The following is a 25,986-nucleotide window of genomic DNA, read 5'->3' as shown; positions in this document are numbered from 1 at the left end:
TACAGGGTTTTACCTCTTTATCCTTTAGGAGGAATATAATCAGGTTGCTCATTACTTTTTTGCGCCATTTTTTTCCCATTATTCGCCTTAGCCTTCACAGGTTGTGTTCCTAGATGATCTGGACGAAATTGAGCGAAATTTGACTTTGTGCTATTGCTTTTCATAAGTAACCCCTCCCTATCACTAGGTTACCTCTAAAAAGCAAAGCTATTCACATTTCAATTTGTTTCACAGACGATCTTCTTTGCTCCCAGCGTTCTTCTAAACGATCAAGCTCTTCTTTGTCATTCAATAATTTTTCTTTATTTTCTCTAACTAATTCCTCAAATGATAATTTTCTGACTCTTCTCATGATTAACACTCCTTTGTTTTATGACCATTCTAGTCAGAAAGGAGTGTTTTTATACATTATTTAGGACTAACGTAGATGTTACCCGTTTCATCTATTGTCATCACAAAGATTTCCTTAACATTAGCAAATCCTTTTTGCTGAACTTGATCTCGTAACCAATCTAGCGTTCCAAACTTCTTGACATTCGCTTCAATAATATGACCATCCTCAATTAAAACAGAAGTGTATCCTTTTGATGGAACATTTTTATCAAGGTCATTTAACGTGACACTTTCATAGTTGGATTTCTTAATGACACTAATGGATCCATTCATTTCTAAAATTGCATAATCTACTTCTGAAAGATCATTGGCATTATTCAACCTTAAGTCCATTAAAAATGCTTCTAATGTGATCTTTGCTTTCTTTAACTCCTTATGCAATATTTTCCCATGACGCATAAGAATAACGGGTTCGTCTTCAATAATTCTTCTAAAACGAGGGGCTCTTAATGCCAAAACAGACAAGCCAAGATGTAACCCCGCTGTCATTGCTGCAGCACCAACAGGTCCAGCTAGTGGTAACTCACCATCAGTAAGTGGCTCTCCGAGTATATCCCCGATAACGACACCGAAGATAAAATCAAGTGCATCAATGGAACTCATAGATCGTTGACCAAGAACTTTTACAATAAAAAAGATATAAAAGTACACGATTGTAGCGCGAATCATATAACCATAAACAGGTAATCCTTCAGCGCCTTGCCAAAAATCAAACAAAGAAATCCCCTCCGTTTACCCTCTCATTTAAAGTAAGCGAACCAAGTCCAGAATCTAGACTTGGTTTTTATTTAAATTACGAATGTTGATTACGACTCATTTTTTCAGCTTCTCTTTCTGCGTATGATTCAAATCCTGTTTCAGGGTGATTGTCTTTGCCTTGTTTTTTAGCATTGTTATTTCTTTGTGCATTTGCATTTCCTTTTTTCTGACGACCCAATTGAATCCCTCCATTTCCTAAAATATCTTTTTTAGGATGTGCAACTTTCTGATCTCTATAAATCCATTTTTTTCATAAATACGGTATATGAAATTTATTTCGGACACAAAAAAACCTTCATTCTTTGAGATAAAGAATGAAGGTTTTTGACAATATTATTTGTTAGCAAGCTTGTTGCGAAGTACCATTTGTAAAATACCACCGTGACGGTAGTAATCCATTTCAACTTCACTATCAAAACGAGCAACTACTTCAAATTCAGTTTTCTTACCAGCTTTATCTGTTGCTGTTACTTTCACGATATCACGTGGTTTCACATCATTTGTGATTGCTACAGAAATGGCCTCTTCACCTGTTAAACCAAGTGTCTCAGCGCTTTCGCCTTCTTTAAATTGAAGTGGAAGAACACCCATAAGAACAAGGTTACTACGGTGAATACGCTCATAGCTTTCAGCGATAACTGTCTTAATGCCAAGAAGGTTTGTTCCTTTAGCAGCCCAGTCACGCGAGCTTCCCATTCCGTAATCTTTTCCAGCTAAGATAGCTAGACCAGTTTCTTGCTCTTTGTACTTCATCGCAGCATCGTAAATTGACATCACTTCGCCAGTAGGCCAGTAAGTTGTGAATCCACCTTCTGTACCAGGAGCGATCTGATTACGGATACGGATGTTTGCAAAAGTACCTCTCATCATCACTTCGTGGTTACCACGACGAGATCCGTAAGAGTTAAAGTCTTTAGGCTCAACACCTTTAGAAATTAGATACTTACCTGCAGGTGTATCTTTACCAATTGCACCAGCTGGTGAAATATGGTCAGTTGTAACAGTGTCACCGAACTTACCAATTACACGAAGCTCGTTAAGCGGTTTGATATCTTCAGGATCTGGAGATAAGTTTTCAAAGAATGTAGGGTTAGCAATGTAAGTTGACTCTGCATCCCACTTATAAAGAGCATCATCCGTTGTTTCGATTTCGTTCCAACGAGGGTTGCTGCTGAATACATTTTCGTATTCACGACGGAACAACTCAGGTGTAACTGTTTCAGAAACAACTTTAGAAATCTCATCTGCTGTAGGCCAGATATCAGCAAAGAATACATCCTTACCATTTTGGTCTTTTCCAATTGGATCATTTTGAAGATCAATATCCACAGTACCTGCTAAAGAATAAGCAACTACTAAAGGTGGTGAAGCAAGATAGTTTGCTTTCACTAATGGGTGGATACGCCCTTCGAAGTTACGGTTACCTGAAAGAACTGAAGTTACTGTTAAGTCACTAGCAGCAATCGCTTCTTCAATTTCATCTTCTAATGGACCAGAGTTACCGATACAAGTCGTACAGCCGTAACCAACTAGGTTATAACCTAACTTTTCAAGGTATGGTAAAAGTCCAGAATCAGTTAAGTAACCTGTTACTACTTTTGAACCAGGAGCTAAAGATGTTTTTACAAACTCTGGAACCTCTAAACCTAACTCAACCGCTTTTTTCGCAACAAGACCTGCTCCGATTAAAACGTATGGGTTAGAAGTATTCGTACAGCTTGTAATAGCTGCGATCGCAATTGAACCAGTTTCCATAACTGTTTCGCGACCATCTTTAAACTTAACTGGTACCTTTTTATCGAATTCCGCTTCTGTTTGGCCTAGACCTTGAGTTCCTTGAGGAGCTACAACTGCATCACGGAAAGATTTTTGCATATCAGAAAGACGAACTAAATCTTGTGGACGCTTAGGACCAGAAAGGTTCGCTTCGATTTCACTAAGGTCAACTTCTACTGTATCTGTATAAGTTGGATCAGGTGTTTCACCAGCTACATAGAACAATCCATTAGCTCTGCAATAAGCTTCTACAAGCTTGATTTGCTCTTCTGAACGGCCTGTTAGACGCATGTAATTAAGAGCTTCAACGTCAACTGGGAAGAAACCACATGTTGCGCCGTACTCTGGAGCCATGTTTGAAATTGTTGCACGGTCAGCTAGTGGCATTTCTGCAAGACCAGGACCGAAGAACTCAACAAACTTACCAACTACTTTTTTCTCACGTAATACTTGAGTCACTTTTAAAGCGATGTCAGTAGCTGTTGTTCCACTTGGAAGTGAACCTGTAAGTTTAACACCGATTACTTCTGGAACTGGGAAGTATGAAGGTTGTCCAAGCATTCCTGCTTCTGCCTCGATACCACCTACACCCCAACCTAGTACACCGATACCATTAATCATCGTTGTATGAGAGTCAGTACCAACAAGCGTGTCAGGGAAAGCAACTGTTTCGCCATCTTGTTCAACCGCGTGAACAACATTAGCGATATGCTCTAAGTTAACTTGGTGAACGATACCTGTTGCTGGTGGTACAGCACGGTAGTTATCAAACGCTTTTTTAGCCCAGCTAAGGAATTGATAGCGCTCTTCGTTACGTTGGAATTCTAAATTCATGTTGAAATCTAATGAATCCATCGTACCAGCTTTATCAACTTGTACAGAGTGGTCAATAACTAAGTCAACAGGAATTTCAGGATTAATTTGATCTGGGTCTCCACCAAGGTCAGCCATTGCTTTACGTAAAGAAGCAAGGTCAACAACTGCTGGTACTCCAGTGAAATCTTGTAAAATTACACGAGATGGCTTAAACGGAACATCGATATCTTTCAGTTCATCTGTTCCCCACTTCGCAAGGTTTGTTACATGCTCTTCTTTAATAACATAACCATCATATTGACGAAGAACGGATTCTAGTAAAACCTTTACTGAATAAGGTAGATTTGATACATTGCCCAATCCAGCATCTTCTAAAGCTTTTAAAGAGTAATAGTTAATTGTTTTTCCATCCAGAGAAAAGGATGATCTTGCTTTAAAAACATCATTTTTCTTTGACATATGTAAACCCTCCTTCACAAGACTATAATACCTTAAAATGTACATATTGTCTAAAACAGACCGACTAGCCCGTCGATCTTAGCGATTTTAGAAAGCGCTTAAAAGAATCGACAAAAACAGTCCCTCTATAGAATATCAAATGTTATCTAAAGAATAAATATATTTTTTTCAAATTAATCATTTTCTGCTAAAACATTTCACTAGTCATTTTAATTTGACCAGTTCGTATAAAACGAACCCACATAACAAAAAGTAATGAAAAATGGGAGGTGTTCACATGGCTAAGCAACGATCACATGAAAACGATAAAAGAATTATTGAAGGCGATAAAATGCCAGATAACAATATCAATGAACCATTAACTGAAATGGAGCGTCAAAACAATAAGAAAACGAAAAAACGTCAGTAAAAAAAGCAAAGAGGGTATTCAATTGTTGATTGAATACCCTCTAATTATTTATGAGGCTTCTCCTTAGCTTGAAGGTCCGCTTCATGTGTATTAATATTTCCAAGTTGTTCCCGAGCTTTCGCTACTGCTCTCCTTCCAGCTTGCATGACCTTTTCTTTTTCTGAAAGTGGCATGACAATGTCCCCCTTGGCAAGAGCTCCATACTAGCATGCGTTTCTAAGCTAAGAATATGCGTATAGCAAAGCCTTTTCCCGACATACTACAGAAATAGAGGAGGGATGGTCATGACTGAAAAAAACACGTCAAAAGATCAACGTAGAAATCAACCCAAAAATGCAGCTTCTGGTCAACCAGAGCCATTAAGCGGATCAAAAAAAGTTAAAAAACATAACCAGGTTAGCCAATCAAACGGTGAAGGTTAATCACAAGTTCACAATTTTAAAGAGGATGGGACAAAAGAGTTTTTAATAACGAGAATCGAACGATAAACGGTTTCAGGTAGCAATCGCTCCGGAAATACACTTCGCTTTCCGCGGGCGGCTGGTGAGCCTCCTCGTGCTTACGCACTGCGGGGTCTCACCCTTGCCTTTTGATCCCGCAGGAGTCTTCGTATATTTCCTCCGCTAAGGTTCTGCATCGTTCGTAGCTATGTCCCAGCCTCTTCAAAATCTGTCTTGAAGTAACTAATTTAAATACTTATATATTTTTCCGTTCCAACCGTTGTTGTCTTCTTTTCTTTCTTTGTTGAAAACGCTCTTCTGCTCCATCATAGTGCCATTTTTCTTGTTCAGTCTCCGGAATGACAGGAGGTACTGGAGTCGGTTTTCCTTGATCATCAAGTGCCACAAAAGTTAAGTAAGAAGTGGCCGTTAGCCTACGCTCACCTGTTAATAGATCTTCGGCTTCCACTTTTACAAACACTTCCATTGATGTTTTTCTCGTAAACGACACATACCCTTCCAGGCAAATTGCCTCGCCTGTTTTGACTGGTGAAATAAAATCTAAGCTATCACTTGAAGCTGTAACGACCATCGAGCGAGAATGCCTCATCGCAGCAATGGATGCCACCTTATCAATATAAGCCATGACATTCCCTCCAAAAATCGTTCCGTGAAAATTTGTATCTGGCGGTAGGACAATATCGGTCAATACCGTTTTTGAATCCGACGTTTTTTTCCCCTGTTGCAAATTAACTCAACTCCTTTTCTATCTCCGTTAACCGATTTATGACTTCATCTATTTCATTGAAAGTAATCGTCCTAAAATCAAGAGCAATTTTCTCATTTATGATACGAGAGATAATCGCGGGTGACCCTTGCCTTAGCTTATCGTGAATAAGTTGTGCTTTAATTGCTTGTGAAGACAATAATATTAATTTGGTCGGTAACTCTACCTCAGGCATCGTTCCTCCACCAACTTGAGAAACTCCATCCCTCATCTCTGTTTGCCAAAACGGGCTTAATTTAGCTTGAAAATGAATGGTTTTTTCTTCAACTTTCTCCTTTGAAAGCAAAATGCTTTGAAGAGTGGGCAAAGATTCAACGACCGTTTCCTCATTTCGATATTCTTTTAAAGTGGCTTCTAAAGCAGCTAATGTCATTTTATCGACTCGTAATACGCGAGCTAACTGATGCTTCTTCAACTGATCAATCCACTTTTTCTTTCCTGCAATAATTCCTGCTTGAGGCCCACCTAGAAGCTTGTCCCCACTGAACGTCACGATGTCCACACCTCTAGCTAATGCCTCAGATACCGTCGGTTCATTACCAACTCCATGTTTTCTTAAATCATAAAGAGCTCCACTACCTAGATCTTCATACAAAATAAGATCAGATTGACTTGCAAGGGGTTGTAAATCTTGAATCGACACTTCTTTTGTAAATCCAATAATTTTAAAATTGCTTGTATGTACCTTCATAATCATTGCTGTTTGTTCTGTGATTGCTTGCTCATAATCATAAAGATGTGTTTTGTTTGTCGTACCAACCTCAACTAACTCTGCTCCACTTTCTTCCATAATCGAAGAAACACGGAAAGAGCCCCCGATCTCTACTAACTCACCTCTAGAAACAATCACTTCTTTATGTTTAGCTAGTGCTTTTAAGACAAGGTAAACAGCTGCAGCATTGTTATTGACAACCATCGCAGCCTCTGCACCCGTTGCCTCTTGCACAAGTTCTTCAATTAACTCATGGCGCGAACCTCTTTTTCCTTCTGTAAGGTTATACTCTAAATTAGAATAGGAAAAAGCTGTTTCTACTACTCGCCGGATGGCTCCTTCGCTTAGCTTCGCGCGACCAAGGTTCGTATGTAACACCGTACCTGTACCATTAATCACTCTTCTTAGCTTAAAAGAGGAATGGTGACTAAGACGTTCTGATAAACTTGAGAAAATAACATCATCTATACCAACTACTTCTAAATTCTCTAAATCGACCAATTCAGCGAGAACTCCCCGTCTGATATCAGCAACCGCCTCTTGTAACCACTCTGTCAACTTAGATTTTGAAACACTATAATTCTTTGCCAATTCATTAAATCGTTTGTCTTGTTGCAATTCATGAATTGCAGGAATTTGTCTTAAAACATGATTCACCATAATAAGCCCCCTTTATCAATTTGAGGGCATCATTAAAAAAATCTGACCTAAGCTTACTTAACTTTTAACAAAGGCCAGATATATGAACACCCTTACTTAATCGTTCATTTGTTCCATTAAATCAATAATTTTCTTTGCAGCAGGAAATTTACCTGTTTCTTTTTTTGAATATATTTTTTGCCCATTAACAGTAACTTCAAACACGCCTCCACTACTTGTAATCAGGTTTACTTCTTTAACCTTTCCACGAAAGTGGTCAAGCAACTCATCCGTGACACTCACGGCTTTTGGTGCATAGTTTCACATCATACAAAATTCTATTGTTACTTTAAATTCCATCCAAATCAATCTCCTTTACTTTGTTTTCAATTCTATTGTAGGATAAGACAAAGAAGGATGCAAAAATTATGTCATTATAGACAAACTATATGTGTTCGAACTGTTTACATTAGGAGGTGTCCTAACATGGACAAAAAGGAAGAAATTCGTTTAACTTCTTTCTCAACTAAAGCTGGTTGAGGATGCAAAATTGGTCCTGAAGACCTGGCGCAAGTTTTGCGTCATTTACCTAAACAAAATCACGATCCAAATTTATTAGTTGGTTTAGATACATGTGATGATGCAGGGGCTTATCGCCTAACTGATGATTTAGCGATGATCCAAACGGTAGACTATTTTACTCCTGTAGTTGATGACGCCTATATGTTTGGTCAGATTGCAGCAGCCAATGCCCTTAGCGATGTTTATGCAATGGGCGGAAAACCGACTACAGTCATGAACATTGTTGGATTCCCAATCAAGAAACTGCCACCAGAGATTCTAGCAGACATTCTGCGTGGGGCAGCTGATAAGACAAAAGAAGCAGGAGCCATTATTGTCGGCGGCCATTCCATTGATGACCAAGAGCCTAAATTTGGTCTTTCTGTAACAGGTCTTGCTCACCCAGACCGAATCTTTAAAAACGTTGGGGCCAAACCTTGCGATTCTCTTGTGTTAACTAAACCAATTGGAGTCGGGATATTAACAACTGGAATTAAGCGCGAGGCTGTAACTGCTGAACAAGAGCAGGCTGTAACAGACACAATGGCTTTGTTAAACAAACAAGCAGCAGAATTGCTCGAAGGTTTACATCCAAATGCGGTAACTGATGTTACTGGTTTCGGTTTACTTGGTCATAGCTACGAAATGGCGAACGGTAGTGATATCACATTTGAACTAGTGATGAATCAAGTTCCAATGCTTGACGGAACGCGTGATTTAGCAGAAAGAGGGATCGTTCCAGGTGGTTCAAAAGCGAATGAGCGCTGGCTTGAAGGCTGTGTGGAATATGGTGATTCCATTACCTCAGTTGAAAAAAGCATTTTATGCGACGCCATTACTTCAGGTGGGTTACTAATTAGTTTACCTGCAACTGAAGCAGAGCAATATGTGGCTAGTATGCAGCAAGCCGGAGCATTCGCAACGATAATTGGACAAGTAACAGAAAAACAAAGTAAGCCGATTATTGTGAGATAAGTTGCTCAAACATATAAAAAAAAGGCTTAGAGAACAATTCTCTAAGCCTTTTTACATTTGTTTTCAAAGCGTCTATTCAAGACTGAATACTACTTCGCCTTTTCTTGTACCACTTTCACTAGAGCTTTATAGCCACTACGAGTAAGGTTGTATTCTTCGTCAACATAGTGCCCCTTCAACAGCGCTTGAACGGTTGCGCTAGACAATGATGTGGAAATAATCTGTTTCACTTCTTCATTCAATTTAGCAATAGATGCATTTTCTACGTAGTCCATTTCTATTGCAGCAGCAACTTCTTTCATTGGATCTTGCTTCACGAAATATTTCTTCGTTTCCAGCACAGCATGCTGGAACTTGCCTTTAACCATCAAAAGATCTTCAAGAATGTAAGATCGTTCTGATTCTTTTTGCTTGATTTTTTCTCGATACGCTTTCTTTTCAAGCTCATCTAATTCTGCCTTCGTAAACAATTCCTCAAGCAATTGTGTCCTGTCTAAATCAATTTTTTCTAACTGTTGTTCTTTTTCCGAGACCGTTTTTTGAAAGATCTGCGTCTGTTGATTATCTAGTTCTTCCACCGGTATTTTAGGTATGATAGGTGAATCAGTTTTCAATTTAATTGCATTTATTTTTTTATTTAAATAATAGCTAGAACCTAGTAAAAATAAGATGACAAATAGTCGAAAAATAATTTCATTTTGTACCGAGAAATACAAGATGATAATTGCTCCGAAGACGCTAGCTACATTACCTAACTTACCAGTAAAAGCTGATTTTAGTTTAAACTTGAGTTGATTTTGCCTTTGCATGGTTATCCTCTACCTTTCTTGATCATGAAATCATGATCAAACGATATTTTACCACACTCTCTCTATGACGAAGGATCTATTTTTTATCCCGATATCAAACAAAAAGAAGCTAGTTCTAAAAAGAATTAGCTTCTTTATTGATAAATTTCGGCAAACATACTGTCATCAACTTGTTCAGGCGATCCGTCAAACAGTAATTCCCCATCTCGAAAAGCAATGATTCTAGTCGCAAACTCTTTCGCCAAATTTACATCGTGCACGTTTATAATCGACAGTAATTGACGTTCCTGGTGAATTCGTTGTAAAAGTTCAAAGATTCTCCGTGATGTTGAAGGATCTAAACTTGCGACAGGCTCATCTCCAAGCACTAATTTAGGATCTTGTAACAAGGCCCTAGCAATTCCAACTCGTTGTTTTTGGCCTCCACTCAATGCCTCTACCCGTTTAGAAATGTGTTTTTCTAAGCCGACCTCATGCAGAGCTTCATAAGCTCGTTGTTTTTCTTGTGCAGAAAAAAGTCCTAGTAAATTTTTAATAGGAGGGCGTTTTCCAAATGAACCTGTTAATGTGTTTTGGAAAACGGTCATGCGTGGGATTAAATTATAATGTTGGAAAATCATAACCATATCTGAACGAACAGCTCTCATTTTAGCCTCAGACAATTGGGTCACATCTTTTCCTTCCCAAATAATTTCACCTGATGTTGGTGCTTGAAGACGATTAATCGCACGAATGAAGGTAGATTTACCTGCCCCACTTTTCCCTAACACACAAATAAATTCTCCTTTAGTAAAACGAAGATTTATATCATGAAGTGCATACTCTTCAGCCTTCGGATATTTTACCTTTAGATGATTAATTGTTAACACTTGCACCCCTCCTATATGACTCTGGCGCGAATGACACCACCGATGAAATCAACGAGAATCACGAGGATCATAATTAAAACGATATCAAGCGCAACCGCGGTATAGTAGAAACTCTGGAAATGGTTAAATAACTGTTGTCCAATTCCTCCACCACCAATAAAACCTAAAATTAACGAAGTACGAATTGCCACTTCAAATCGATAAAAGTACTGAGAAAGCACGTTTGGCCATATTTGAGGCAAAATAGAAAATAAGTGTCCTACCCATTTCGTTGCCCCGACTGATCTCATTGCTTCTTGAGGACCTGTATCAGCAGCTTCTATCAGCTCTGATATCAACTTCCCTAAAACACCGATGTTATGAAGAATGATTGCGAGCACCGCGGCAAACGGACCTAAACCAAATGCTGAAACAAAAATCAACCCGAAAACAATTTCTGGAATCGAGCGGAGACCACTTAAACTTGCACGGACTGATCCATACATCGCTTGAGAACCACTCGTGTTCTTGGCCGCTAGAAAACTTAGTGGTAAAGCAACAATTACAGCTAGAAAAGTCCCTAAAAAGGCAATAGCAAGTGTGACCAAGCTGTGATACGCCATTCTCGGAAAAAGAGACCACTCAATTGGAAAGAAACGAGTGGTCACCATATCAACAATATTTCCGATTTGCGTAAGCTTTCTCCATTCGAAATCAGTCATATCCATACTCCACCAAAGCGCAATCATGATGAACAGAATATAAACGATATAGCGCCTACGAAACCAAACCATAACTGTTGGCTCCTAATTTAATGAAAGCATGTCGAATTCTCGAGCAGCCTCAAGTACATCAGCATATTGACTATCATCAGCTTCAACAAAGCGAGTTGCTCCACCGAAAATACGTAGAATTTCAGGGTCTTCAATCTCAGCATAAGCCTCTTGAAGTTGTGTGATTAAGGCATCACTCGTGTCAGCAGGAACCACCCACGGATATTGATAAAGTTGCTCAGATTGCCAAATTACTTTTATATCTTCGCGAAGACTACCACCATTTGCTTCATCCTCTTTCATAAGTGCTTCTAAAATAGCACTATCCACAGCACCAGCGTCAACTGTTTGATCACGAACTAAAGTTGTAACAATATCATGAGAACCAGCAAATTGAATTTGATTGAACTCATGATCATCTTCACTATCGTAATGTCCTAAGTTACGAAGATGCAACCCAGGAATTAAATGACCAGATGTTGAAGAAATGCTCGCAAATGCAAAATCGACTTCCGCTCTATCTTCAAGCATTTCGTCCAAATCTTCCCACTCCCGATCTGCGTGGGTAATGATATACGAATAGTAAAAAGGACTTCCATCTACTTCTTGTGTAATTATCGCTTGGGCTCCACTTTGTTCATGCGCAATTAGATAAGTAAGTGGTCCAAGAAAAGCAAGGTCAATATGGTGATAGTTAATTGCTTCAACCACCGCATTGTAATTCGGATATTGCTCAACGACCACTTCACGACCAAGACTTTCGGACAAGTGCGTTTCGAGATTATCTAAACCTGTCTGCATTTCTCCCATTGACTGAGACGGGATAACAGCGATTTTAAAGACTCCTTCTTCTTGTTCTGTAGCAGGAGCTTCTTCTGTAATTTCTTCATCTACTGTGGGTGATTGGACTACCTCATCTGGGTCATCTGCCGCCCCGCATGCTGTTAAGGTTAAAGCTAACCCTATCGTCACTAACCATTTCTTCATGTTCTCTCCACCTTTTGTTTGTTACATTGCATTGTAAAATTTACCACCTAATTAGGAATGATGTAAAGCAATTACACTTACAACTCAGGTCGCAACAACATCTTCCAAACAATGGGTATAAACTTCTTCATATTGGTCCATTTCTTTTTGTAATGAGTGATATTGCTTTATATAAGCTTCGGCATTTCTACTGATTTCTGCTGTTAACTTTTGCGACTCGACAAGTTTAATGAGTTTATCATGAAAGTCGACTGGATTTTCGTATAACACACCATTTACTTGATCTGTTATAACACTAGCATTTCCCGTATTATTTCTAGCTAAAACTACTTTCCCAGATAACATTGCTTCTAGAACAGCAGCCGACTGCCCTTCGGAAATAGATGTATTTAAAACAAAATCGCTTTTTGTGTAAAACGCCCTCATTTGATCAAGCGGAACCACATTTAAATAGTGAAACCAGTTATTTGCTTTTTCTCGATTGATAACTTCTTGGTGAACATCTTCATCTAAAACAGGACCAATAATATAAAAAGTTAAATGAGGCAGTTTGCTTCTTAGTTTTACTAACTCATCCCATAAATAGAAAACATCTTTCACTGGTCTTAAACCAGCCGGCAATAGGAAAATCGGTTCTCCTATTAAGTTAACCTCACAACCAACCGCTTCAGGTAATTCCACACTTTGCGGTATTACAAAAACACGATCAGCCAGTAAAGAATTGGCTTGTATGATGGTTTCCTTGGCCTCTTCACTAAAAACGGTAACCGCACAGGAGTGGTAAGCTACTGCATTCATTAGTTTTAGCGCCTCCGGATTTTTTATATCTTCATTGATATCTGTGCCACCCGAAGTGAGAATGTACGGTTTCTTTAGCTCAAGTGATTGTTTGTTTAACCACATGGCAAAACGTTTCAAATGGATAACGTGATAAATGTCCGCATTGTGAAAGAAAGACTCACACTCAACCGTCCAATCTTCTTCCTCATACGCAAACACTTTTACTGTTGCCCCGCGTTCTCTCAAACCTTTTACAATTCTTTTTGCCGTCGTGGAATTTCCTCTGTTTTCTTTATAATAAGGAGTAAAAAACAAAATATTAATGGTTGTTTCTTTGGAGCCAATTTTCAACTTCGGTCACTCTCCATTTCCGCTCTTGTTCTTGGCGCAGTGTCAAACCTAGCTTGTCGAGTTTTTCCATAAATGGAACTAGATACTTTCGCGACAAATCTGTTATCTCTTTAGCTTGTTGCAAAGTGAACGTTTCAGAAGTCCCTGAATATAACCTGCTTACTGCATCAATAAAGGCTTCAGCATGAATGGAAAGTTTCTCGTCAAGTTGGAACAAAATCTGTTGTTGATGCAAATAGAAAATAACTTCTTCATGAAGCTTCTCAGGTAGTTGCTGGGCTTTTAAATGTTCCTGAACAGGTGTGACCAATAAACCTTCTTTTCTAATTTGCTCAACTATTTGTTGAACCCGTTTTTCCCATTGCTTTGGCGGGTGTGGCTCATGCTCAAAAAGGGCAACAAAGGGACCCATCACTTTAATCATGCCGATTTTGGTTTGATCTTCAAGAATCGCGTTAATGAACTTTTTCGGAAACGTTTTTTCATAACTTTGGATGATTTCCGCTTTTTTAATTCCTTCTCTCATTGGGTGATCTGTGTGGTATCTCTCAAGCTCGCTTCGTAATAAGTCAGTCATAGACGTTATAACGGACCTACTTGAGATTTCTCCCTGCACAAGCTCAATTAATTCATCTGAATCATTTACAATTTCTTCAATAGTAGTTTCCGTTAAGTTCAATTCTTTACTAACAGCTTCTACAGTAATTAGCTTCTTATCCATTAAAAGTTGCAACATGCGTTCTTTTGGAGTGGCTTCTAACTTGCTTTTAAGTTGGTGAATGGTTTGCTCGCCAAAGCGGTACTTTAACCCATGAGCATCTATCACAACCCCGCCACCAATCGTTTCGGTCGGCGTCGGGCGTCTTAAAATAAAGCGATCTCCTCTTCTTGTCACAACCGGCTCATCGAGACGTAACTGACATACCACTTCTTCATTTGACTCTGATAATTCGTTACGATCAAAGAAGACAATCTTTCCATATACTTCAGCTGTACCAATATGTAGTTTAATCGCTCCTCTTTGTTTTAGAGCATACTTAAGTTCAGCAACCGTGGATAACGAAACATCTATCGTGTCGGTTGTTTCGTAATGCCCACTTGCCACAAGCACATCGCCTCTCGTAAGCTCCTCCTTTGAGACTCCACCAACATTAACGGCGACCCGTTGGCCAGCTCGTCCTGACTCACGACGTTGATGATGAACTTGAAGCTGTCTAGCTCTAACAGGTATTTTTTGAGGCAAGATTTCAAGGACGTCACCTTCTTGTACAATCCCCTCGTAAACCGTTCCACGCACAACTGTTCCTTGACCATGGACTGTAAAAACTTGATCAATCGGTAAACGAAAAGAACCACTTGCATCTCGACTTTCTTGACCTTGTAATGCAAGTTCAATCCCAGCTTTCAACTGTTCGACCCCAGCCCCACTGACCCCATCAACAAAAAATAAAGGACTGTCATTAAAAAACGTTTCCTCCACACTTTCTCTTATATCTAATTCAACTAACTGCCGCATTTCTTCATCAATTTTATCCACTTTCGTTACAACGATTATGCCATTTTTAATACCAAGTAAGCGAAGAATATCAATATGCTCCTTCGTTTGTGGCATGACCCCTTCATCTCCAGCCACTACTAGCATCACTAAATCTATCCCAGCCACACCAGCAATCATTTGACGGATAAAACGTTCATGACCAGGAACATCAATGAGTGAAACTTCCATGTCATCATTTAACGTAAGAGGGGCATATCCTAATTCAATCGAGATGCTACGTTCTTTTTCTTCTTTTAAACGATCAGTATCAACATTCGTCAATGCTTTTGTTAAGGTTGTTTTGCCATGGTCAATATGACCTGCCATTCCAACTGTATAATGATTCATATAAATCCCTTCTCCTCTTGCGAATTACTCACGTTTTCTTATTCTACTATATAGAGATTACTGAAACAAAAGAAAAGTACATCTTGAACTTAGTAACAGCATTGAATTGTGATAAAAATGCTCCAACCATAGCAAAATAGAAAGATATATCGCTACAAAGGAGATGCTCATGGAAAAACAAGAAATCATGCAGAAAATTAAGCACCTTCAACATAACAAGGGAGAATATGAAATTTTCATTCATCACCGACCACCTGAAGAACACGGCGATGCAGTAAAGCTTTTACTAAATGATGACGACAGCTTCCAAGCCGTTGTATTTGATCCAGATACAAAAGAAGTTTTTTCTGAAAAAACATTTCAAAATGAAAAAGAAACTTATACATTCATTGTCAAAACTCTTGAACCAAAAAAAGATGATAATGCCGGACTAGAGTATATTGATTTGGATATAACTGAACCAAAAGGCACACTAGGAGATTAACCATTCCCCCTTAGTGAAATAAGGCCACTGAAAAAGGGGGTATTTCCCTTTTTCAGTGACCTCGTAGAATGACTAAGTGGGCCAGTTTTAGTTTAGGGACCGACAAACATTACCAGCCTTTTCGTTGACACAAAGACGTAATATGGGCTAAATGATGATTTCCATGCCAAGCATATAATCCAATATTTTTACCAATGGCGATTTCTCCCAATTCCGGATGCATAAAGCACTTTTGAAAATCAGATTCAACTAATGAACTCAAAACAATCACCCATCGTTTGTGGAGCGCTTCAATAAGCGAAAGCGAAACCTCAACTGGCAATTCATAATCCGGCAGTTCTGCCCACCTTTGTTCATCATATGGCTTAATCACAGGTAGCTCTTCTGTTAAAGCTAATTTAAAGCGAACAAAGGCATTCATATGACTATCTGCAATATGGTGAACCACTTGCCGAACGGTCCATCCCCCTTCACGATACGGAGTATTAACTTGTTCCTCATCTAAGTTTTGAACAACTTCTTTTAATAACGTTGGAAGCATTTTAATATCTTTTAACCAACTTTGTATATTGTCTTGAGTTGGATCAACTTTAATATCAAACTCTCCTATAGGATACCGTTCATTCATCATCTCTTCCCCCTAATTTAGTGTTATTTCTATTATATTCCATTTGGTGAATTAATAGGGAAATGTTTTGTCGAAGAACGATGTGATTACCACTAAATAGGAAGTGTGTGAGATCGTTTGTGCTAGGCGGACTCAGAAGACCTTATCATACAAAAATATAGCTTTTTTTTAAACTTATCGGCCTCAGGAGACCTTATTTTACAAAATAGTCTGTGTTTTAAGCTGATAATGCTAGGATAAGGCACCTGCTGTCCTCCAAATTCGAAATTTATAGCCATTTCAGGTCAATAAGGAATCTGATGTCCACTTACCAGCAAGGACTCCAAAAAAATCGCACTGGATCATCTCCAATGCGATTCGCCTCCAAGCAAAACTCTTCAAGAACCATTCTTTAAATTTCTCAACACCATTGGCATTTTCTTCTCTTCTTCTTTCATTTTCTTTTCTCGTTGTTTGCCGTCCTGGTGATTCGCTGATTTAAATCTGGCAGCGTCCATTCCATCAATAATATTTGTCATTGGTCATCCCTCCTCACCTTTAGCTTTCCAATCCCAAACAAATCAAATCACTTAAATCAGTCTCTTTTTAAACTTCCCTTTCAAAAATTGCAAAATGACATGTGCAGCGAGTCGGCTGGTCATATCCCGGAAATCTACCGTTGGGTCAATCTCAACAATTTCAAGTCCCTCTACAACTGAATGTTCACCAAGAAAAGCAACTGCATCAAGTAAATCTTGAGCATCCATCCCACCAGGTCCGATTGCAGGACAGCCTGGCGCTTGCGCTTGATCAACAACGTCCATATCGACAGAGACATAGACTGAATCGACTTGATCTTTTAACTTCTTAAGCGACTCTTGAATAATTTGCATCATGCTCATGCGGCGAACATCTTTCATCGTATAAACGGTCACACTATTTTTGTTTACATAATCATAATATGGTTTACTATTAGAAAAATCTCTGATTCCAATTTGAACTAAATGTTCACCCTCAATTGTCTTAGACTCGAGTAAACTTCTAAAAGGGGTTCCATTACTCGGACCTCCATCTTCCAAATTGCGAACATCATGATGCGCGTCAAACTGAATGACTCCGACTTTCCCTTTTGCTTGAGCAAATCCCTTAATACTCGGATATGTTATGGAATTATCCCCTCCAAGAACAATTGGCAACCAGTCAGGATTTTTCACTAGCAACTGACTCAAAGTTTCATAAACACGGTTCTGTGATTCAGAGATATTCGTCACATGCATCATAATATCTCCAAGTTCTTGCACAACGATTTCCGCAAGATCAACTTTCTCTTCGATCGAATAAGTAGAATAACCCGCTAATGCTTTTCGAATTGTTCCAGGAGCAAAACACGCTCCTGAATGACTAATCGACGATTTAGAAAGAGGCGCTCCAATCAAACCGACACCGTTGATTTTATCACCGTTCCAATCATGAATGATGTCGGCTACTTTTGTAACATCCCGATCACGAAAAGGTGTATTAGCTTTCTGGAGATACGGCAACTGCTTCAATGATGTCCCTCCTTTTTGAGACGACACAGCCATTTTTAATGACCGTATTCACATGATTCACTCCGTAATGATAAGGAAGATACATGTAGTTTGGTGCGTCCCAAATGACAACATCGGCTCCTCGCCCTACTACTAACTGTCCCGCTTTTTCACCTCTTCCAATCGCAAAAGCAGCATTGACAGTCATCGCATTCCAAATTTCCTCTGGTGTCATCTTTAACTTAAGAGCCGCAAAGGTCATAATTAACTGAATGTTTTCTGTTGGACAACTGCCCGGATTGAAATCTGTCGCTAACGCAACGGTTACGCCTTCTTCCATCATTTTACGAGCTCTAGCAAATGTATCTTTTCCAAGATAAAAAGTGGTTCCAGGCAAAAGTACGGCAATCGTACCAGATTGAGCAAGCTTTTTAATTCCCTCATCCGAAGCACCAACAAGATGATCAGCGGAAATCGCTTTTAAATCAGCAGCTAATTCCGTTCCGCCTAACGGATCAATTTCGTCTGCATGAATTTTCAACCCGAAACCTTTTGCCTGAGCTGCTGATAAATACGACCTAGATTGCTCAACCGTAAACACGCCGGTTTCAGTAAAAATATCCACAAATTCAGCCAATTGCTCCTCTTTAATTTGATCTAATAGTGTGAGCATTTCCTCTAGAAATACTTGAGGAGTTTCTTTGTGTTCTTTTGGAATTGCATGTGCTCCTAAAAAAGTAGAAACTAAATCAATCGGATGACTTTCTCGAAGCTTCTTAGCTACTCTCAATTGCTTCAGTTCTGTCTCACCATTCAATCCATAACCACTTTTCACTTCAGCAGTTGTAACTCCATAAGACAACATCCGGTCCAAATGAAATCTAGCTTTCTCAACAAGCTGGTCTTCACTCGCCTCTCGTGTTTTCTCAACTGTTGATAATATACCTCCACCCTGTTTTAATATGTCAAGATAAGGTACTCCTTGTTGCTTCAAGGCCATCTCGTGTTCACGAGACCCCCCGAATACAACATGAGTATGTGGATCTACTAGACCAGGAGTAACGAGTTTACTTTGACAATCAATTGTTTTCTTAGCTTTAAAATGTTGTTCCGATCCCTTCTCTCCAATAAAGGCAACCTTCCCATTTGCTATCGCTAGTACCGCATCCTCAATCATCTCTAGCTGTTGCATTTCTTTTCCTGCTTTTGGACCAGTTGATTCCATCGTTAACAATTGACCGATATTGGTTAATAATAAGTCAACATGTTGCATCGATTATCTCTCCTCTCTCTCCATTGGAATTACTACATCTTTCTCTTTAGCTACTTTTCTAGCAAGCTCGTAACCCGCATCTGCATGACGAATCACGCCCATACCAGGATCTGTCGTTAGAACACGTTCCAATCGTTGTTCGGCAAGTTCTGAACCATCGGCTACAACAACCATCCCTGAGTGCAAAGAATATCCCATTCCAACCCCGCCGCCATGATGAACCGAAACCCAGCTCGCACCAGCTGAAGTATTAATTAAAGCATTTAAAATCGCCCAATCCCCAACCGCATCACTTCCGTCCAACATTGCTTCTGTTTCACGGTTCGGTGAAGCGACTGATCCACAATCTAAGTGATCGCGCCCAATGACAACTGGCGCTTTTAATTCTCCGTTTCTTACAAGTTCATTGATCGCAAGCCCCATTTTTTGGCGCTCCCCATATCCTAACCAGCAAATCCGCGCTGGCAAACCTTGAAACGCAACTTTTTCTTGAGCCATGTCAATCCAGCGACAAAGCGCTTTATTTTCAGGAAACAATTCTTTAATTAAAGCATCCGTCCGGTAAATGTCTTCTGGATCGCCTGATAATGCAACCCAACGGAACGGTCCTTTTCCCTCACAGAACAACGGTCTAATATAAGCTGGAACGAAGCCTGGGAAGTTAAATGCCTCTTCAAACCCTTCATCCTTCGCTACTTGACGAATGTTATTTCCATAATCAAATACAATGGAGCCGCGATTTTGTAGTTCTACCATTGCTTCCACATGTTTTCTCATGCTTTGCTTAGCTAACATCACATACCTAGATGGGTCTTCGTTACGAAGGTATATTGCCTCTTCTACAGTAAATCCTTCTGGAACGTATCCATTCAATGGATCATGTGCTGACGTTTGATCCGTTACTATATCAATGTGAATATTGCGAGCGATGATTTCGTGATGAACCGCAGCGGCATTTCCGACTAAACCAATGGAGAGAGATTCGCCTTTTTCCTTTGCTTCTTCAGCCCAACTTAGTGCTTCATCTAACGACTTTGTCATTCGGTCGCAGTATTTCGTATCAATCCGCTTCTGAATTCGCTCAGCATCGACATCTACTGCAATGACTACTCCATCATTCATCGTCACCGCTAAAGGCTGAGCACCCCCATTCCCCCAAGTCCTGCTGTCAACGTTAAAGTCCCTTTTAGACCACTTCCGAAATGCTGCCTTGCCAGTTCAGCAAATGTCTCATACGTCCCTTGTAAAATTCCTTGCGTTCCGATATAGATCCAGCTCCCAGCCGTCATTTGCCCATACATCATCAAGCCTTCTTTTTCAAGTTTATGAAAGTGATCCCAATTCGCCCATTTTGGTACTAAGACCGAATTGGAGAGTAACACACGAGGCGCATGAGCATGCGTTTTAAACATCCCGACCGGCTTTCCTGATTGAATGAGTAATGTTTCATCTGCTTCAAGTGTTTTTAAAGAGCGAACAATCGCATCAAACGATTCCCAGTTTCTCGCAGCCTTACCAATGCCACCGTAAACGATTAAATCCTCTGGTTTTTCCGCTACTTCTGGATCTAAATTGTTATACAGCATACGAAGGACGGCTTCTTGTTCCCAGCCTTTACATTCTCTTTCTACCCCTTTTTTCGCTTGAATGATTCTTTTTTTAGTCGTCATTATGCTCTCTCCTTTATGAGTGAATTTTTCTTGTTTGTTTTTTTTCAAAATGAAATGTTTCTTTTTTTAACCAATCATTCATTGCTTGGATATCCTTTGAAAAAACACGATCTTGTGTGATGGAAGGCACAAACTCTCTTCCCTGTTGTAAAAATTCACGTGTAGTCTGAGCCATTTTTTCTCTTCCTCTAATTTCAACTGCTTGCATCGCGCAAATGGCCTCAATCGACAAGACTCTTCTCGTATTTGTGATAATTTCATAGGCGTGTCTTGAACCAATCGTGCCCATACTGACATGGTCTTCTTGGTTAGCAGAAGACGGGATTGAATCAACACTTGCAGGGTGCGCTAGCGTTTTGTTTTCTGAAACAAGTGATGCGGCTGCGTACTGCATAATCATCGCACCAGATTGTAAACCTGGTTGTGGGCTTAAAAACGGTGGCAAATCATTTAGCTGCGGATTCACTAAACGCTCAATTCGCCGCTCTGATATATTCGCTAATTCGGCGATGGCAATCGCTAAAAAGTCCATCGCAAACGCGATAGGTTGACCGTGGAAGTTACCACCTGACAACACTTTCTCTCCATCATTGAAAATCAAAGGGTTATCCGTAGCCGCATTCATCTCAATCTCAAGTTTTTCTTTCACATACATAAGTGTCTGCCACGTTGCCCCGTGAACTTGCGGAATGCACCGAATCGAGTACGCATCTTGAACACGAATTTCACCTTGTTTCGTCGTTAACTGACTATCTACTAAAAGCTCACGCATTCTTTTTGCAACATCAATCTGCTCCTTATATCCGCGTGCAATGTGAATATCCTCATCAAATGCATCAATGATTCCCCTTAATCCTTCAATCGTTAAGGCGGCAATCATTTCAGATTGATAAGCTAGTTTTTCAGCTTCTAAATAAGCAACAATTCCCATTGCTGTCATCGCTTGCGTTCCATTTATGAGAGCTAACCCTTCTTTGGCTGTTAAGGTAATTGGAAAAATACCTTCTTTCGTTAAGGCATCAATGGACGCCGTTCTCTCTCCTTTGTAAAACACCTCGCCTTCCCCGATCAAAACAAGTGCCAAATGGGAAAGCGGCGCTAGATCCCCACTCGCACCAAGGGACCTTGTTGCGGGATTACTGGGTGAATTTTTGCATTAACTAAATCTAGAAGTCTCTCAATTACAACTGGTCTTACCCCGGAAAAGCCCTTTAGTAGCGCGTTTGCGCGAAGCAATAACATCGCTCTTGAAACAATCTCTGGAAAAGGTTCTCCCATTCCGCACGCATGTGAACGAATTAAATTTAATTGAAGCGCTTCAACATCTTCCTTCCCAATGTACACATCACTAAATTTGCCAAAACCAGTTGTAATGCCGTATACAACCTTTTCTTCTTCCACAATTTTTTCAACGGCTTTTCTGCTCGCAACCACTTTCCTTATGCTTTCATCAGAAGAACTAACTCTTTCTTGATCAAATAAAACACGTCTCACCTCAGAAAAGGTAAGGGTTTGACCATTTAATGTAACCATCTTCTTCTCTCCCTTCATCTCTTTACCAAGGTAAAGAAGCAATAAAAAAGGGGACTATATCATTGAAATCATTTTTTGATTTCAAGATATAGCCCCCTATTAGCTAAAATACCTATGGGCATGTTATATGTGATTAATTCCTAGTCCGATGGCTTCGTGCTCTGAGCCTTTAACTGGTGCTCCAATGGTCCCGTATAACGCAACGGCAATCCATTCCCCTTCTCGCTCATCATCATACGGATTTCCCCGTAATACAGCAAATGACAAGCCGACGGTTCTATGAACAGATCCTAATTGAACCTGACCTCGGGTTACACCATGGAGTGCTTCAATAATCGCATGATACAAGGCGTGAGATTCACGATAAACCAAATCAATAATGCCATTTTTCTTCGCTGCTGTCTCAATAGCCGCTACAACTTTATGTGCCTCCATTGAACCAACTTTACCTATGCAACCTTTCCAATTTGATTGCTCTAACAACTGTAATTGACTTGTTGCATCATCAGAAAGTAACAGCAAAATGGCTTGTCGACCAATACGACGGTCTTTATTTAATCCCATTCAACAACAACTCTTTCAACTTATCTATAAAACTCTAATGTCTAATAACTACTTTAAGTGTAAGCGCATTATTAGGGAGTGTCAACAATAATTTCCAGGAATTATATAAACGCATGAATACCTAGACTAGCAAGCTTGTCATTGACCTATTACTAAATTGCTTTTACTAAAAGGCCTACTGTTTTACTCCTTGTATTTTCTTAACATAACCTTTATAATATATTTTCGTATGCTAGATTTTTTATTTTCATACATGGGGCTGGCTGTGACACTGGTGTTCGCCACGGTCTTCAAAACCGCTTGGGAGGCGCGTGCCGTCTTCGGTAGGTTCGATTCCTACACAGTCCCGCCAAACCTTACATATCTAGGGTTGGAAGGCTTTTAATTAATAGTATCTAAAAGCCTCATCTAGATACCCTTTCTTTTTGGGTGCCTTTTGGGTGCCAAATGAGTTATTCATCCTCATCAAACACATGAGCCGCCTCTTCTTGAAGAGAAGATGTTGCGTGGCTATAGATCTCTAATGTAATACTTGGTTTAGAGTGACCTAAACGCTCACTAACGATTTTAGGATGTACATTTTTTTTGAGCAAGATTGTAGCATGAGAATGGCGTAAGTCATGGAAACGTGCATCACTAAGACCTGATCGTTTAATGGCATTTTTATAAGCACGATGCAACTCACGCGGCTTAATGTAGTCGCCAATAGCATTGAAAAAAACAAGGTTGTTTGGATTGAACGTTTCCCCTAATAGCGTTTTCATTTCTTGATAGCGTTCGAAGTGACTCTTTAGAAACACCATTAGATTCTTACCAAATATAATGGTACGGTCTTTTTTCCCTTTAGTCAGATCCCTAATTAAGGTCTTTCCGTTTTTTTCCATATAAGCAGACTTAGTAATTGACACTTTACGTGCATGGAAGTCTATATCATCCCATTGTAAAGCTCTCAATTCTCCCAAACGCGCTCCTGTATGTCCTCCCGTAAAAATAATCGGATGGTACACGGTACTTGCTTTTGCAGCTTCAAAAAGATGATTTAATTCTTCCTTTGAATAGAAGGTCGGTTTAAATCTCTCTGGTTTGGGAGGCTTGGCTTTCAGTGCCACATTTTTGGTAAGAAATTCCCAGTCGATAGCATCATTTAACATTTTACATAATAATCGATGATGATGTTTGACAGTTTGGGCAGATACTTGTTCCAATTTATCCGTATAATAATCTTGAATTTGATTAATTGTAAGATCATGAAGCTTTATATGGCCAAGATCAGGTTTTAAGTGGACACGAATAATTCCTTCATACCCTCTAAACGTGTTAGGAGCGGTATTTGACTTGGCATAGGTCTTAAGCCAATAATCGAAATAGCTCCCTAAGGTCCAGGTCCCCTCCTTTTGAGAATCCTTCACCCTCTCCTCTTTTTGAAGTTCCTCCATTGCAAGTTCTAAAGCCCTTTTAGCTTCCTTTTTTGTTTTGAAATTCTTCTTCACCTTCCTTTTGCGATTTTCTTTTGTTCTAATATCAATTGTATAGTAATACTTGTTTGTCTTTTTATCCTTGGTTACGCGACCAGTCATTCAGCTTCCTCCTTTAATTGACTGGGCACCTAAACTTAAACACCATCATCAGTATGGTTCATTGTGAGTTGCATTAAACTAGAATAGTAAGTTTTAGATGCCTGTTATTGAATTTTTAGTGATCAGTTTCCCCTTTCAACCATTTCAAAAGAGATGATTTTGGGATGAGAATTCTTGACCCAACCCTTATTGTTCGAAATTCATCCGAATTAGCAAGCTCATAAGCTTTTGCCCTACTGATCCCTAAAAATTTCGCAATATCTTTCACAGTTAGTACATCTTCTAAGTCCTCAATCCGCATACTTTTTCCTCCATTTATAGCTCTTTCAATTTTGTAGGCTGTTGAGACTACGTTTCGTTTTCTATTAGTTACGTCATGTGTATTAGCCATTTTTCGATCTCTTTTTTTGATATGATTAATAACTTTTAATCTTTGGTACATCTGGGATTACCTGTGTGATTCTCAATATCATAATATTTCTGAACTGTTGGACATTCTTTTAAGTGTTTTTTCTCGCATGCGATTTCATTTTGCTCATCCTCTATTTCCTTATTTAATTCTTCAGTCCATTTTTCTAAAATTTTGAGAGCTTTTTCTCTCATTAGTTTAATTTCTGTTTTTTTATTAACCATAAAAAAAACTCCTTTTAGTAAGGAGGTTCTACATTTATTCATTTGCTCATAGGGTACTACTTTACAAAGTTGTAGGGTTTGAAAATCTCTTGAATTCCATTGGTATACAAAGAGGTTTCATATTCTTTTTATTCACAATAAATGTATAATTTTTATGTGATTCTATAACAGTCCCCATATAGCCTTCTTCTATATAATAAAAATCTTTTAACAACTCTCTTAGAATGAATATATCATTTAATCCAAAATTAGGGTTAAATACTTCAATAATGAAGCCGCCATAAATTGATTCCAAACGAATATAGAGAGGAAACTTAACACCTACATTTATAATAATACCACTTACATCATGTTGGATATTAACAGGGAAATTTTTCAAATAACTTTTGAACTCTGATAAACTTAATTTTTTCGTATGTGGCAAATAATCAAAGTAATCTACGCTCCATTCCAAGTCTGGTTTTTCATGGATCAACCATGAAATTGGAACTCGCGCTAATAGTGCAAAAAATGCAATAACCTCTCTGGAAACTGTTGGAGGTAAAGTCGTCATATTTCGAATTCTTGGAGGATGCTTACTTTTTTTTGTGTCGTAGGCTCTACGAAGGTATCTACCAATTGTATCACTAGGAATGCTATAGAAATCGTATAACTCTGTTTTTTTAAAACCAATTGATTCTTCTACTAGTAGTACTGTCCGACGGCCCACTAATGAAAATTTCAATAAATATTCTCCGTACAGTGTCATGTCACTTTTCAGAAAAATCAATTCTGGCCAAGGATATCTTAATCGCCCACTTGCATCTTTACGTGTATTTATATATTCTTCTTCGCTTATTTCCCCCTTTAAAAAATCTTTAAGACCAAAACTAATATCAGAATACTTGTTAAGAAGTATAAATTCTGGGATTGGTTTCATTTATATCACCAGAACCAACATACCTTAACAAAATTCAT

Annotated in this window: 27 protein-coding genes, 1 tRNA gene and 3 pseudogenes; 5 read left to right on the top strand and 26 right to left on the bottom strand. The window is 39.1% G+C overall.

Going from position 1 to position 25,986, the window contains the following annotated elements:
* Positions 1–17: 17 nt before the first annotated feature.
* The 5 genes from JCM9157_RS24045 to acnA all read right to left on the bottom strand — a co-directional run bounded on the left by JCM9157_RS24045 (position 18) and on the right by acnA (position 4,203).
* Positions 18–164 (bottom strand): acid-soluble spore protein N, encoded by a 147-nt coding sequence (locus JCM9157_RS24045; protein ID WP_060475452.1) that lies wholly within the window; start codon positions 162–164, stop codon positions 18–20.
* Between the two features lie 47 nt (positions 165–211).
* Positions 212–352, bottom strand: a complete 141-nt coding sequence (locus JCM9157_RS24040; RefSeq protein WP_081734172.1) for an FbpB family small basic protein — start codon at positions 350–352, stop codon at positions 212–214.
* Between the two features lie 56 nt (positions 353–408).
* Complete coding sequence (locus JCM9157_RS12935) at positions 409–1,110, bottom strand: DUF421 domain-containing protein (protein WP_035665247.1); 702 nt, start codon at positions 1,108–1,110, stop codon at positions 409–411.
* A gap of 76 nt (positions 1,111–1,186) precedes the next feature.
* Positions 1,187–1,330, bottom strand: coding sequence for a protein YpzF (gene ypzF / locus JCM9157_RS24920; RefSeq protein WP_162831765.1), 144 nt, complete (start codon positions 1,328–1,330; stop codon positions 1,187–1,189).
* A 155-nt stretch (positions 1,331–1,485) separates the two neighbouring features.
* The gene (gene acnA / locus JCM9157_RS12930; RefSeq protein WP_035665246.1) at positions 1,486–4,203 is read right to left on the bottom strand and encodes an aconitate hydratase AcnA; all 2,718 of its coding nucleotides are present in this window, start codon (positions 4,201–4,203) and stop codon (positions 1,486–1,488) included.
* 277 nt (positions 4,204–4,480) lie between these two features.
* Here acnA and JCM9157_RS24420 point away from each other — a divergent pair, with 277 nt between their 5' ends.
* Positions 4,481–4,612: a small acid-soluble spore protein O gene (locus JCM9157_RS24420; protein ID WP_148296866.1), complete on the top strand. Its 132-nt coding sequence runs from the start codon at positions 4,481–4,483 to the stop codon at positions 4,610–4,612.
* Between the two features lie 44 nt (positions 4,613–4,656).
* Here JCM9157_RS24420 and JCM9157_RS25770 read toward each other — a convergent pair whose 3' ends face one another.
* Positions 4,657–4,785, bottom strand: a complete 129-nt coding sequence (locus JCM9157_RS25770; protein ID WP_268870950.1) for a hypothetical protein — start codon at positions 4,783–4,785, stop codon at positions 4,657–4,659.
* Between the two features lie 111 nt (positions 4,786–4,896).
* Here JCM9157_RS25770 and JCM9157_RS12925 point away from each other — a divergent pair, with 111 nt between their 5' ends.
* A complete protein-coding gene (locus JCM9157_RS12925) occupies positions 4,897–5,034 on the top strand; it encodes a small acid-soluble spore protein P (RefSeq protein ID WP_035665245.1) in 138 nt (45 codons plus the stop codon).
* 274 nt (positions 5,035–5,308) lie between these two features.
* Here JCM9157_RS12925 and JCM9157_RS12920 read toward each other — a convergent pair whose 3' ends face one another.
* The 3 genes and pseudogenes from JCM9157_RS12920 to JCM9157_RS12910 form a co-directional block, all read right to left on the bottom strand.
* Entirely contained in the window at positions 5,309–5,800 is a 492-nt protein-coding gene (locus JCM9157_RS12920; protein WP_035665243.1) for an acyl-CoA thioesterase, read from the bottom strand.
* A gap of 1 nt (position 5,801) precedes the next feature.
* Positions 5,802–7,211 (bottom strand): L-seryl-tRNA(Sec) selenium transferase, encoded by a 1,410-nt coding sequence (selA, locus tag JCM9157_RS12915; RefSeq protein ID WP_035665242.1) that lies wholly within the window; start codon positions 7,209–7,211, stop codon positions 5,802–5,804.
* Positions 7,212–7,307: 96 nt separating this feature from the next.
* Positions 7,308–7,499, bottom strand: a pseudogene (locus JCM9157_RS12910) (Rdx family protein); the annotation flags it as partial.
* 177 nt (positions 7,500–7,676) lie between these two features.
* On the opposite strand from JCM9157_RS12910, the gene selD reads away from it, so the two are divergent.
* Positions 7,677–8,726 (top strand): selenide, water dikinase SelD, encoded by a 1,050-nt coding sequence (gene selD / locus JCM9157_RS12905; protein ID WP_081734170.1) that lies wholly within the window; start codon positions 7,677–7,679, stop codon positions 8,724–8,726.
* An 89-nt stretch (positions 8,727–8,815) separates the two neighbouring features.
* Here the strand turns inward: selD and JCM9157_RS12900 are convergent, their stop codons facing one another.
* The 6 genes from JCM9157_RS12900 to selB form a co-directional block, all read right to left on the bottom strand.
* The gene (locus JCM9157_RS12900; protein ID WP_035665238.1) at positions 8,816–9,535 is read right to left on the bottom strand and encodes a hypothetical protein; all 720 of its coding nucleotides are present in this window, start codon (positions 9,533–9,535) and stop codon (positions 8,816–8,818) included.
* Positions 9,536–9,669: 134 nt separating this feature from the next.
* A complete protein-coding gene (gene phnC / locus JCM9157_RS12895; protein ID WP_035665237.1) occupies positions 9,670–10,404 on the bottom strand; it encodes a phosphonate ABC transporter ATP-binding protein in 735 nt (244 codons plus the stop codon).
* 11 nt (positions 10,405–10,415) lie between these two features.
* A complete protein-coding gene (gene phnE, locus JCM9157_RS12890; protein ID WP_035665236.1) occupies positions 10,416–11,177 on the bottom strand; it encodes a phosphonate ABC transporter, permease protein PhnE in 762 nt (253 codons plus the stop codon).
* Positions 11,178–11,189: 12 nt separating this feature from the next.
* Positions 11,190–12,143, bottom strand: a complete 954-nt coding sequence (gene phnD / locus JCM9157_RS12885) for a phosphate/phosphite/phosphonate ABC transporter substrate-binding protein (protein ID WP_035665234.1) — start codon at positions 12,141–12,143, stop codon at positions 11,190–11,192.
* Between the two features lie 84 nt (positions 12,144–12,227).
* Complete coding sequence (locus JCM9157_RS12880) at positions 12,228–13,274, bottom strand: glycosyltransferase (RefSeq protein WP_052013127.1); 1,047 nt, start codon at positions 13,272–13,274, stop codon at positions 12,228–12,230.
* On the bottom strand, positions 13,243–15,159 hold the full coding sequence (gene selB / locus JCM9157_RS12875) for a selenocysteine-specific translation elongation factor (protein WP_035665233.1): 1,917 nt from the start codon (positions 15,157–15,159) through the stop codon (positions 13,243–13,245). Before selB ends, JCM9157_RS12880 begins: the two co-directional genes overlap by 32 nt.
* Positions 15,160–15,328: 169 nt before the next feature.
* Between selB and JCM9157_RS12870 the strand changes: the two genes are divergently transcribed.
* Positions 15,329–15,643, top strand: coding sequence for a hypothetical protein (locus JCM9157_RS12870; RefSeq protein ID WP_035665232.1), 315 nt, complete (start codon positions 15,329–15,331; stop codon positions 15,641–15,643).
* Positions 15,644–15,752: 109 nt separating this feature from the next.
* On the opposite strand, the gene JCM9157_RS12865 is transcribed toward JCM9157_RS12870, so the two are convergent.
* The 7 genes and pseudogenes from JCM9157_RS12865 to hutP all read right to left on the bottom strand — a co-directional run bounded on the left by JCM9157_RS12865 (position 15,753) and on the right by hutP (position 22,819).
* Entirely contained in the window at positions 15,753–16,271 is a 519-nt protein-coding gene (locus JCM9157_RS12865) for a YfiT family bacillithiol transferase (RefSeq protein ID WP_035665231.1), read from the bottom strand.
* A 377-nt stretch (positions 16,272–16,648) separates the two neighbouring features.
* The gene (locus tag JCM9157_RS24665) at positions 16,649–16,789 is read right to left on the bottom strand and encodes a hypothetical protein (RefSeq protein WP_156321493.1); all 141 of its coding nucleotides are present in this window, start codon (positions 16,787–16,789) and stop codon (positions 16,649–16,651) included.
* A gap of 51 nt (positions 16,790–16,840) precedes the next feature.
* On the bottom strand, positions 16,841–17,800 hold the full coding sequence (hutG, locus tag JCM9157_RS12860) for a formimidoylglutamase (protein ID WP_035665229.1): 960 nt from the start codon (positions 17,798–17,800) through the stop codon (positions 16,841–16,843).
* Positions 17,769–19,052, bottom strand: coding sequence for an imidazolonepropionase (gene hutI / locus JCM9157_RS12855; protein WP_035665228.1), 1,284 nt, complete (start codon positions 19,050–19,052; stop codon positions 17,769–17,771). Before hutI ends, hutG begins: the two co-directional genes overlap by 32 nt.
* 3 nt (positions 19,053–19,055) lie before the next feature.
* Positions 19,056–20,722, bottom strand: a pseudogene (gene hutU / locus JCM9157_RS12850) (urocanate hydratase).
* Between the two features lie 13 nt (positions 20,723–20,735).
* Positions 20,736–22,255 (bottom strand): annotated as a pseudogene (gene hutH / locus JCM9157_RS12845) (histidine ammonia-lyase).
* A 123-nt stretch (positions 22,256–22,378) separates the two neighbouring features.
* Positions 22,379–22,819, bottom strand: coding sequence for a histidine utilization transcription antiterminator HutP (hutP, locus tag JCM9157_RS12840; RefSeq protein ID WP_035665227.1), 441 nt, complete (start codon positions 22,817–22,819; stop codon positions 22,379–22,381).
* Between the two features lie 255 nt (positions 22,820–23,074).
* Between hutP and JCM9157_RS24410 the strand changes: the two genes are divergently transcribed.
* Positions 23,075–23,171: transfer RNA gene (locus tag JCM9157_RS24410), tRNA-Sec, on the top strand.
* Between the two features lie 100 nt (positions 23,172–23,271).
* On the opposite strand, the gene JCM9157_RS23440 is transcribed toward JCM9157_RS24410, so the two are convergent.
* The 4 genes from JCM9157_RS23440 to JCM9157_RS12820 all read right to left on the bottom strand — a co-directional run bounded on the left by JCM9157_RS23440 (position 23,272) and on the right by JCM9157_RS12820 (position 25,948).
* Positions 23,272–24,396, bottom strand: a complete 1,125-nt coding sequence (locus JCM9157_RS23440; protein WP_052013126.1) for a tyrosine-type recombinase/integrase — start codon at positions 24,394–24,396, stop codon at positions 23,272–23,274.
* Positions 24,397–24,511: 115 nt separating this feature from the next.
* A complete protein-coding gene (locus tag JCM9157_RS12830) occupies positions 24,512–24,787 on the bottom strand; it encodes a helix-turn-helix domain-containing protein (protein WP_369384747.1) in 276 nt (91 codons plus the stop codon).
* Positions 24,788–24,822: 35 nt separating this feature from the next.
* Positions 24,823–25,029: a hypothetical protein gene (locus JCM9157_RS12825; protein ID WP_035665226.1), complete on the bottom strand. Its 207-nt coding sequence runs from the start codon at positions 25,027–25,029 to the stop codon at positions 24,823–24,825.
* Between the two features lie 61 nt (positions 25,030–25,090).
* A complete protein-coding gene (locus JCM9157_RS12820; RefSeq protein WP_035665225.1) occupies positions 25,091–25,948 on the bottom strand; it encodes a hypothetical protein in 858 nt (285 codons plus the stop codon).
* Positions 25,949–25,986: the final 38 nt, after the last annotated feature.

The sequence above is a fragment of the Halalkalibacter akibai JCM 9157 genome, assembly GCF_000513135.1.
Classification (GTDB): Bacteria; Bacillota; Bacilli; order Bacillales; family Bacillaceae_D; genus Halalkalibacter; species Halalkalibacter akibai.
The sequence above is the reverse complement of the archived record's forward strand: the minus strand, read 5'-3'. Positions and strand labels throughout refer to the sequence as shown.

What these genes read in the sequence shown, in the direction of transcription:
- JCM9157_RS24045 (WP_060475452.1), bottom strand. Translation starts at nt 164, where the DNA reads ATGAAAAGCAATAGCACAAAGTCAAATTTCGCTCAATTTCGTCCAGAT.
- JCM9157_RS24040 (WP_081734172.1), bottom strand. Translation starts at nt 352, where the DNA reads ATGAGAAGAGTCAGAAAATTATCATTTGAGGAATTAGTTAGAGAAAAT.
- acnA (WP_035665246.1), bottom strand. Translation starts at nt 4,203, where the DNA reads ATGTCAAAGAAAAATGATGTTTTTAAAGCAAGATCATCCTTTTCTCTG.
- JCM9157_RS24420 (WP_148296866.1), top strand. Translation starts at nt 4,481, where the DNA reads ATGGCTAAGCAACGATCACATGAAAACGATAAAAGAATTATTGAAGGC.
- JCM9157_RS25770 (WP_268870950.1), bottom strand. Translation starts at nt 4,785, where the DNA reads ATGCCACTTTCAGAAAAAGAAAAGGTCATGCAAGCTGGAAGGAGAGCA.
- JCM9157_RS12925 (WP_035665245.1), top strand. Translation starts at nt 4,897, where the DNA reads ATGACTGAAAAAAACACGTCAAAAGATCAACGTAGAAATCAACCCAAA.
- selA (WP_035665242.1), bottom strand. Translation starts at nt 7,211, where the DNA reads ATGGTGAATCATGTTTTAAGACAAATTCCTGCAATTCATGAATTGCAA.
- JCM9157_RS12900 (WP_035665238.1), bottom strand. Translation starts at nt 9,535, where the DNA reads ATGCAAAGGCAAAATCAACTCAAGTTTAAACTAAAATCAGCTTTTACT.
- phnE (WP_035665236.1), bottom strand. Translation starts at nt 11,177, where the DNA reads ATGGTTTGGTTTCGTAGGCGCTATATCGTTTATATTCTGTTCATCATG.
- phnD (WP_035665234.1), bottom strand. Translation starts at nt 12,143, where the DNA reads ATGAAGAAATGGTTAGTGACGATAGGGTTAGCTTTAACCTTAACAGCA.
- selB (WP_035665233.1), bottom strand. Translation starts at nt 15,159, where the DNA reads ATGAATCATTATACAGTTGGAATGGCAGGTCATATTGACCATGGCAAA.
- JCM9157_RS12870 (WP_035665232.1), top strand. Translation starts at nt 15,329, where the DNA reads ATGGAAAAACAAGAAATCATGCAGAAAATTAAGCACCTTCAACATAAC.
- JCM9157_RS12865 (WP_035665231.1), bottom strand. Translation starts at nt 16,271, where the DNA reads ATGAATGAACGGTATCCTATAGGAGAGTTTGATATTAAAGTTGATCCA.
- JCM9157_RS24665 (WP_156321493.1), bottom strand. Translation starts at nt 16,789, where the DNA reads ATGACAAATATTATTGATGGAATGGACGCTGCCAGATTTAAATCAGCG.
- hutI (WP_035665228.1), bottom strand. Translation starts at nt 19,052, where the DNA reads ATGCAACATGTTGACTTATTATTAACCAATATCGGTCAATTGTTAACG.
- hutP (WP_035665227.1), bottom strand. Translation starts at nt 22,819, where the DNA reads ATGGGATTAAATAAAGACCGTCGTATTGGTCGACAAGCCATTTTGCTG.
- JCM9157_RS23440 (WP_052013126.1), bottom strand. Translation starts at nt 24,396, where the DNA reads ATGACTGGTCGCGTAACCAAGGATAAAAAGACAAACAAGTATTACTAT.
- JCM9157_RS12830 (WP_369384747.1), bottom strand. Translation starts at nt 24,787, where the DNA reads ATGGCTAATACACATGACGTAACTAATAGAAAACGAAACGTAGTCTCA.
- JCM9157_RS12825 (WP_035665226.1), bottom strand. Translation starts at nt 25,029, where the DNA reads ATGGTTAATAAAAAAACAGAAATTAAACTAATGAGAGAAAAAGCTCTC.
- JCM9157_RS12820 (WP_035665225.1), bottom strand. Translation starts at nt 25,948, where the DNA reads ATGAAACCAATCCCAGAATTTATACTTCTTAACAAGTATTCTGATATT.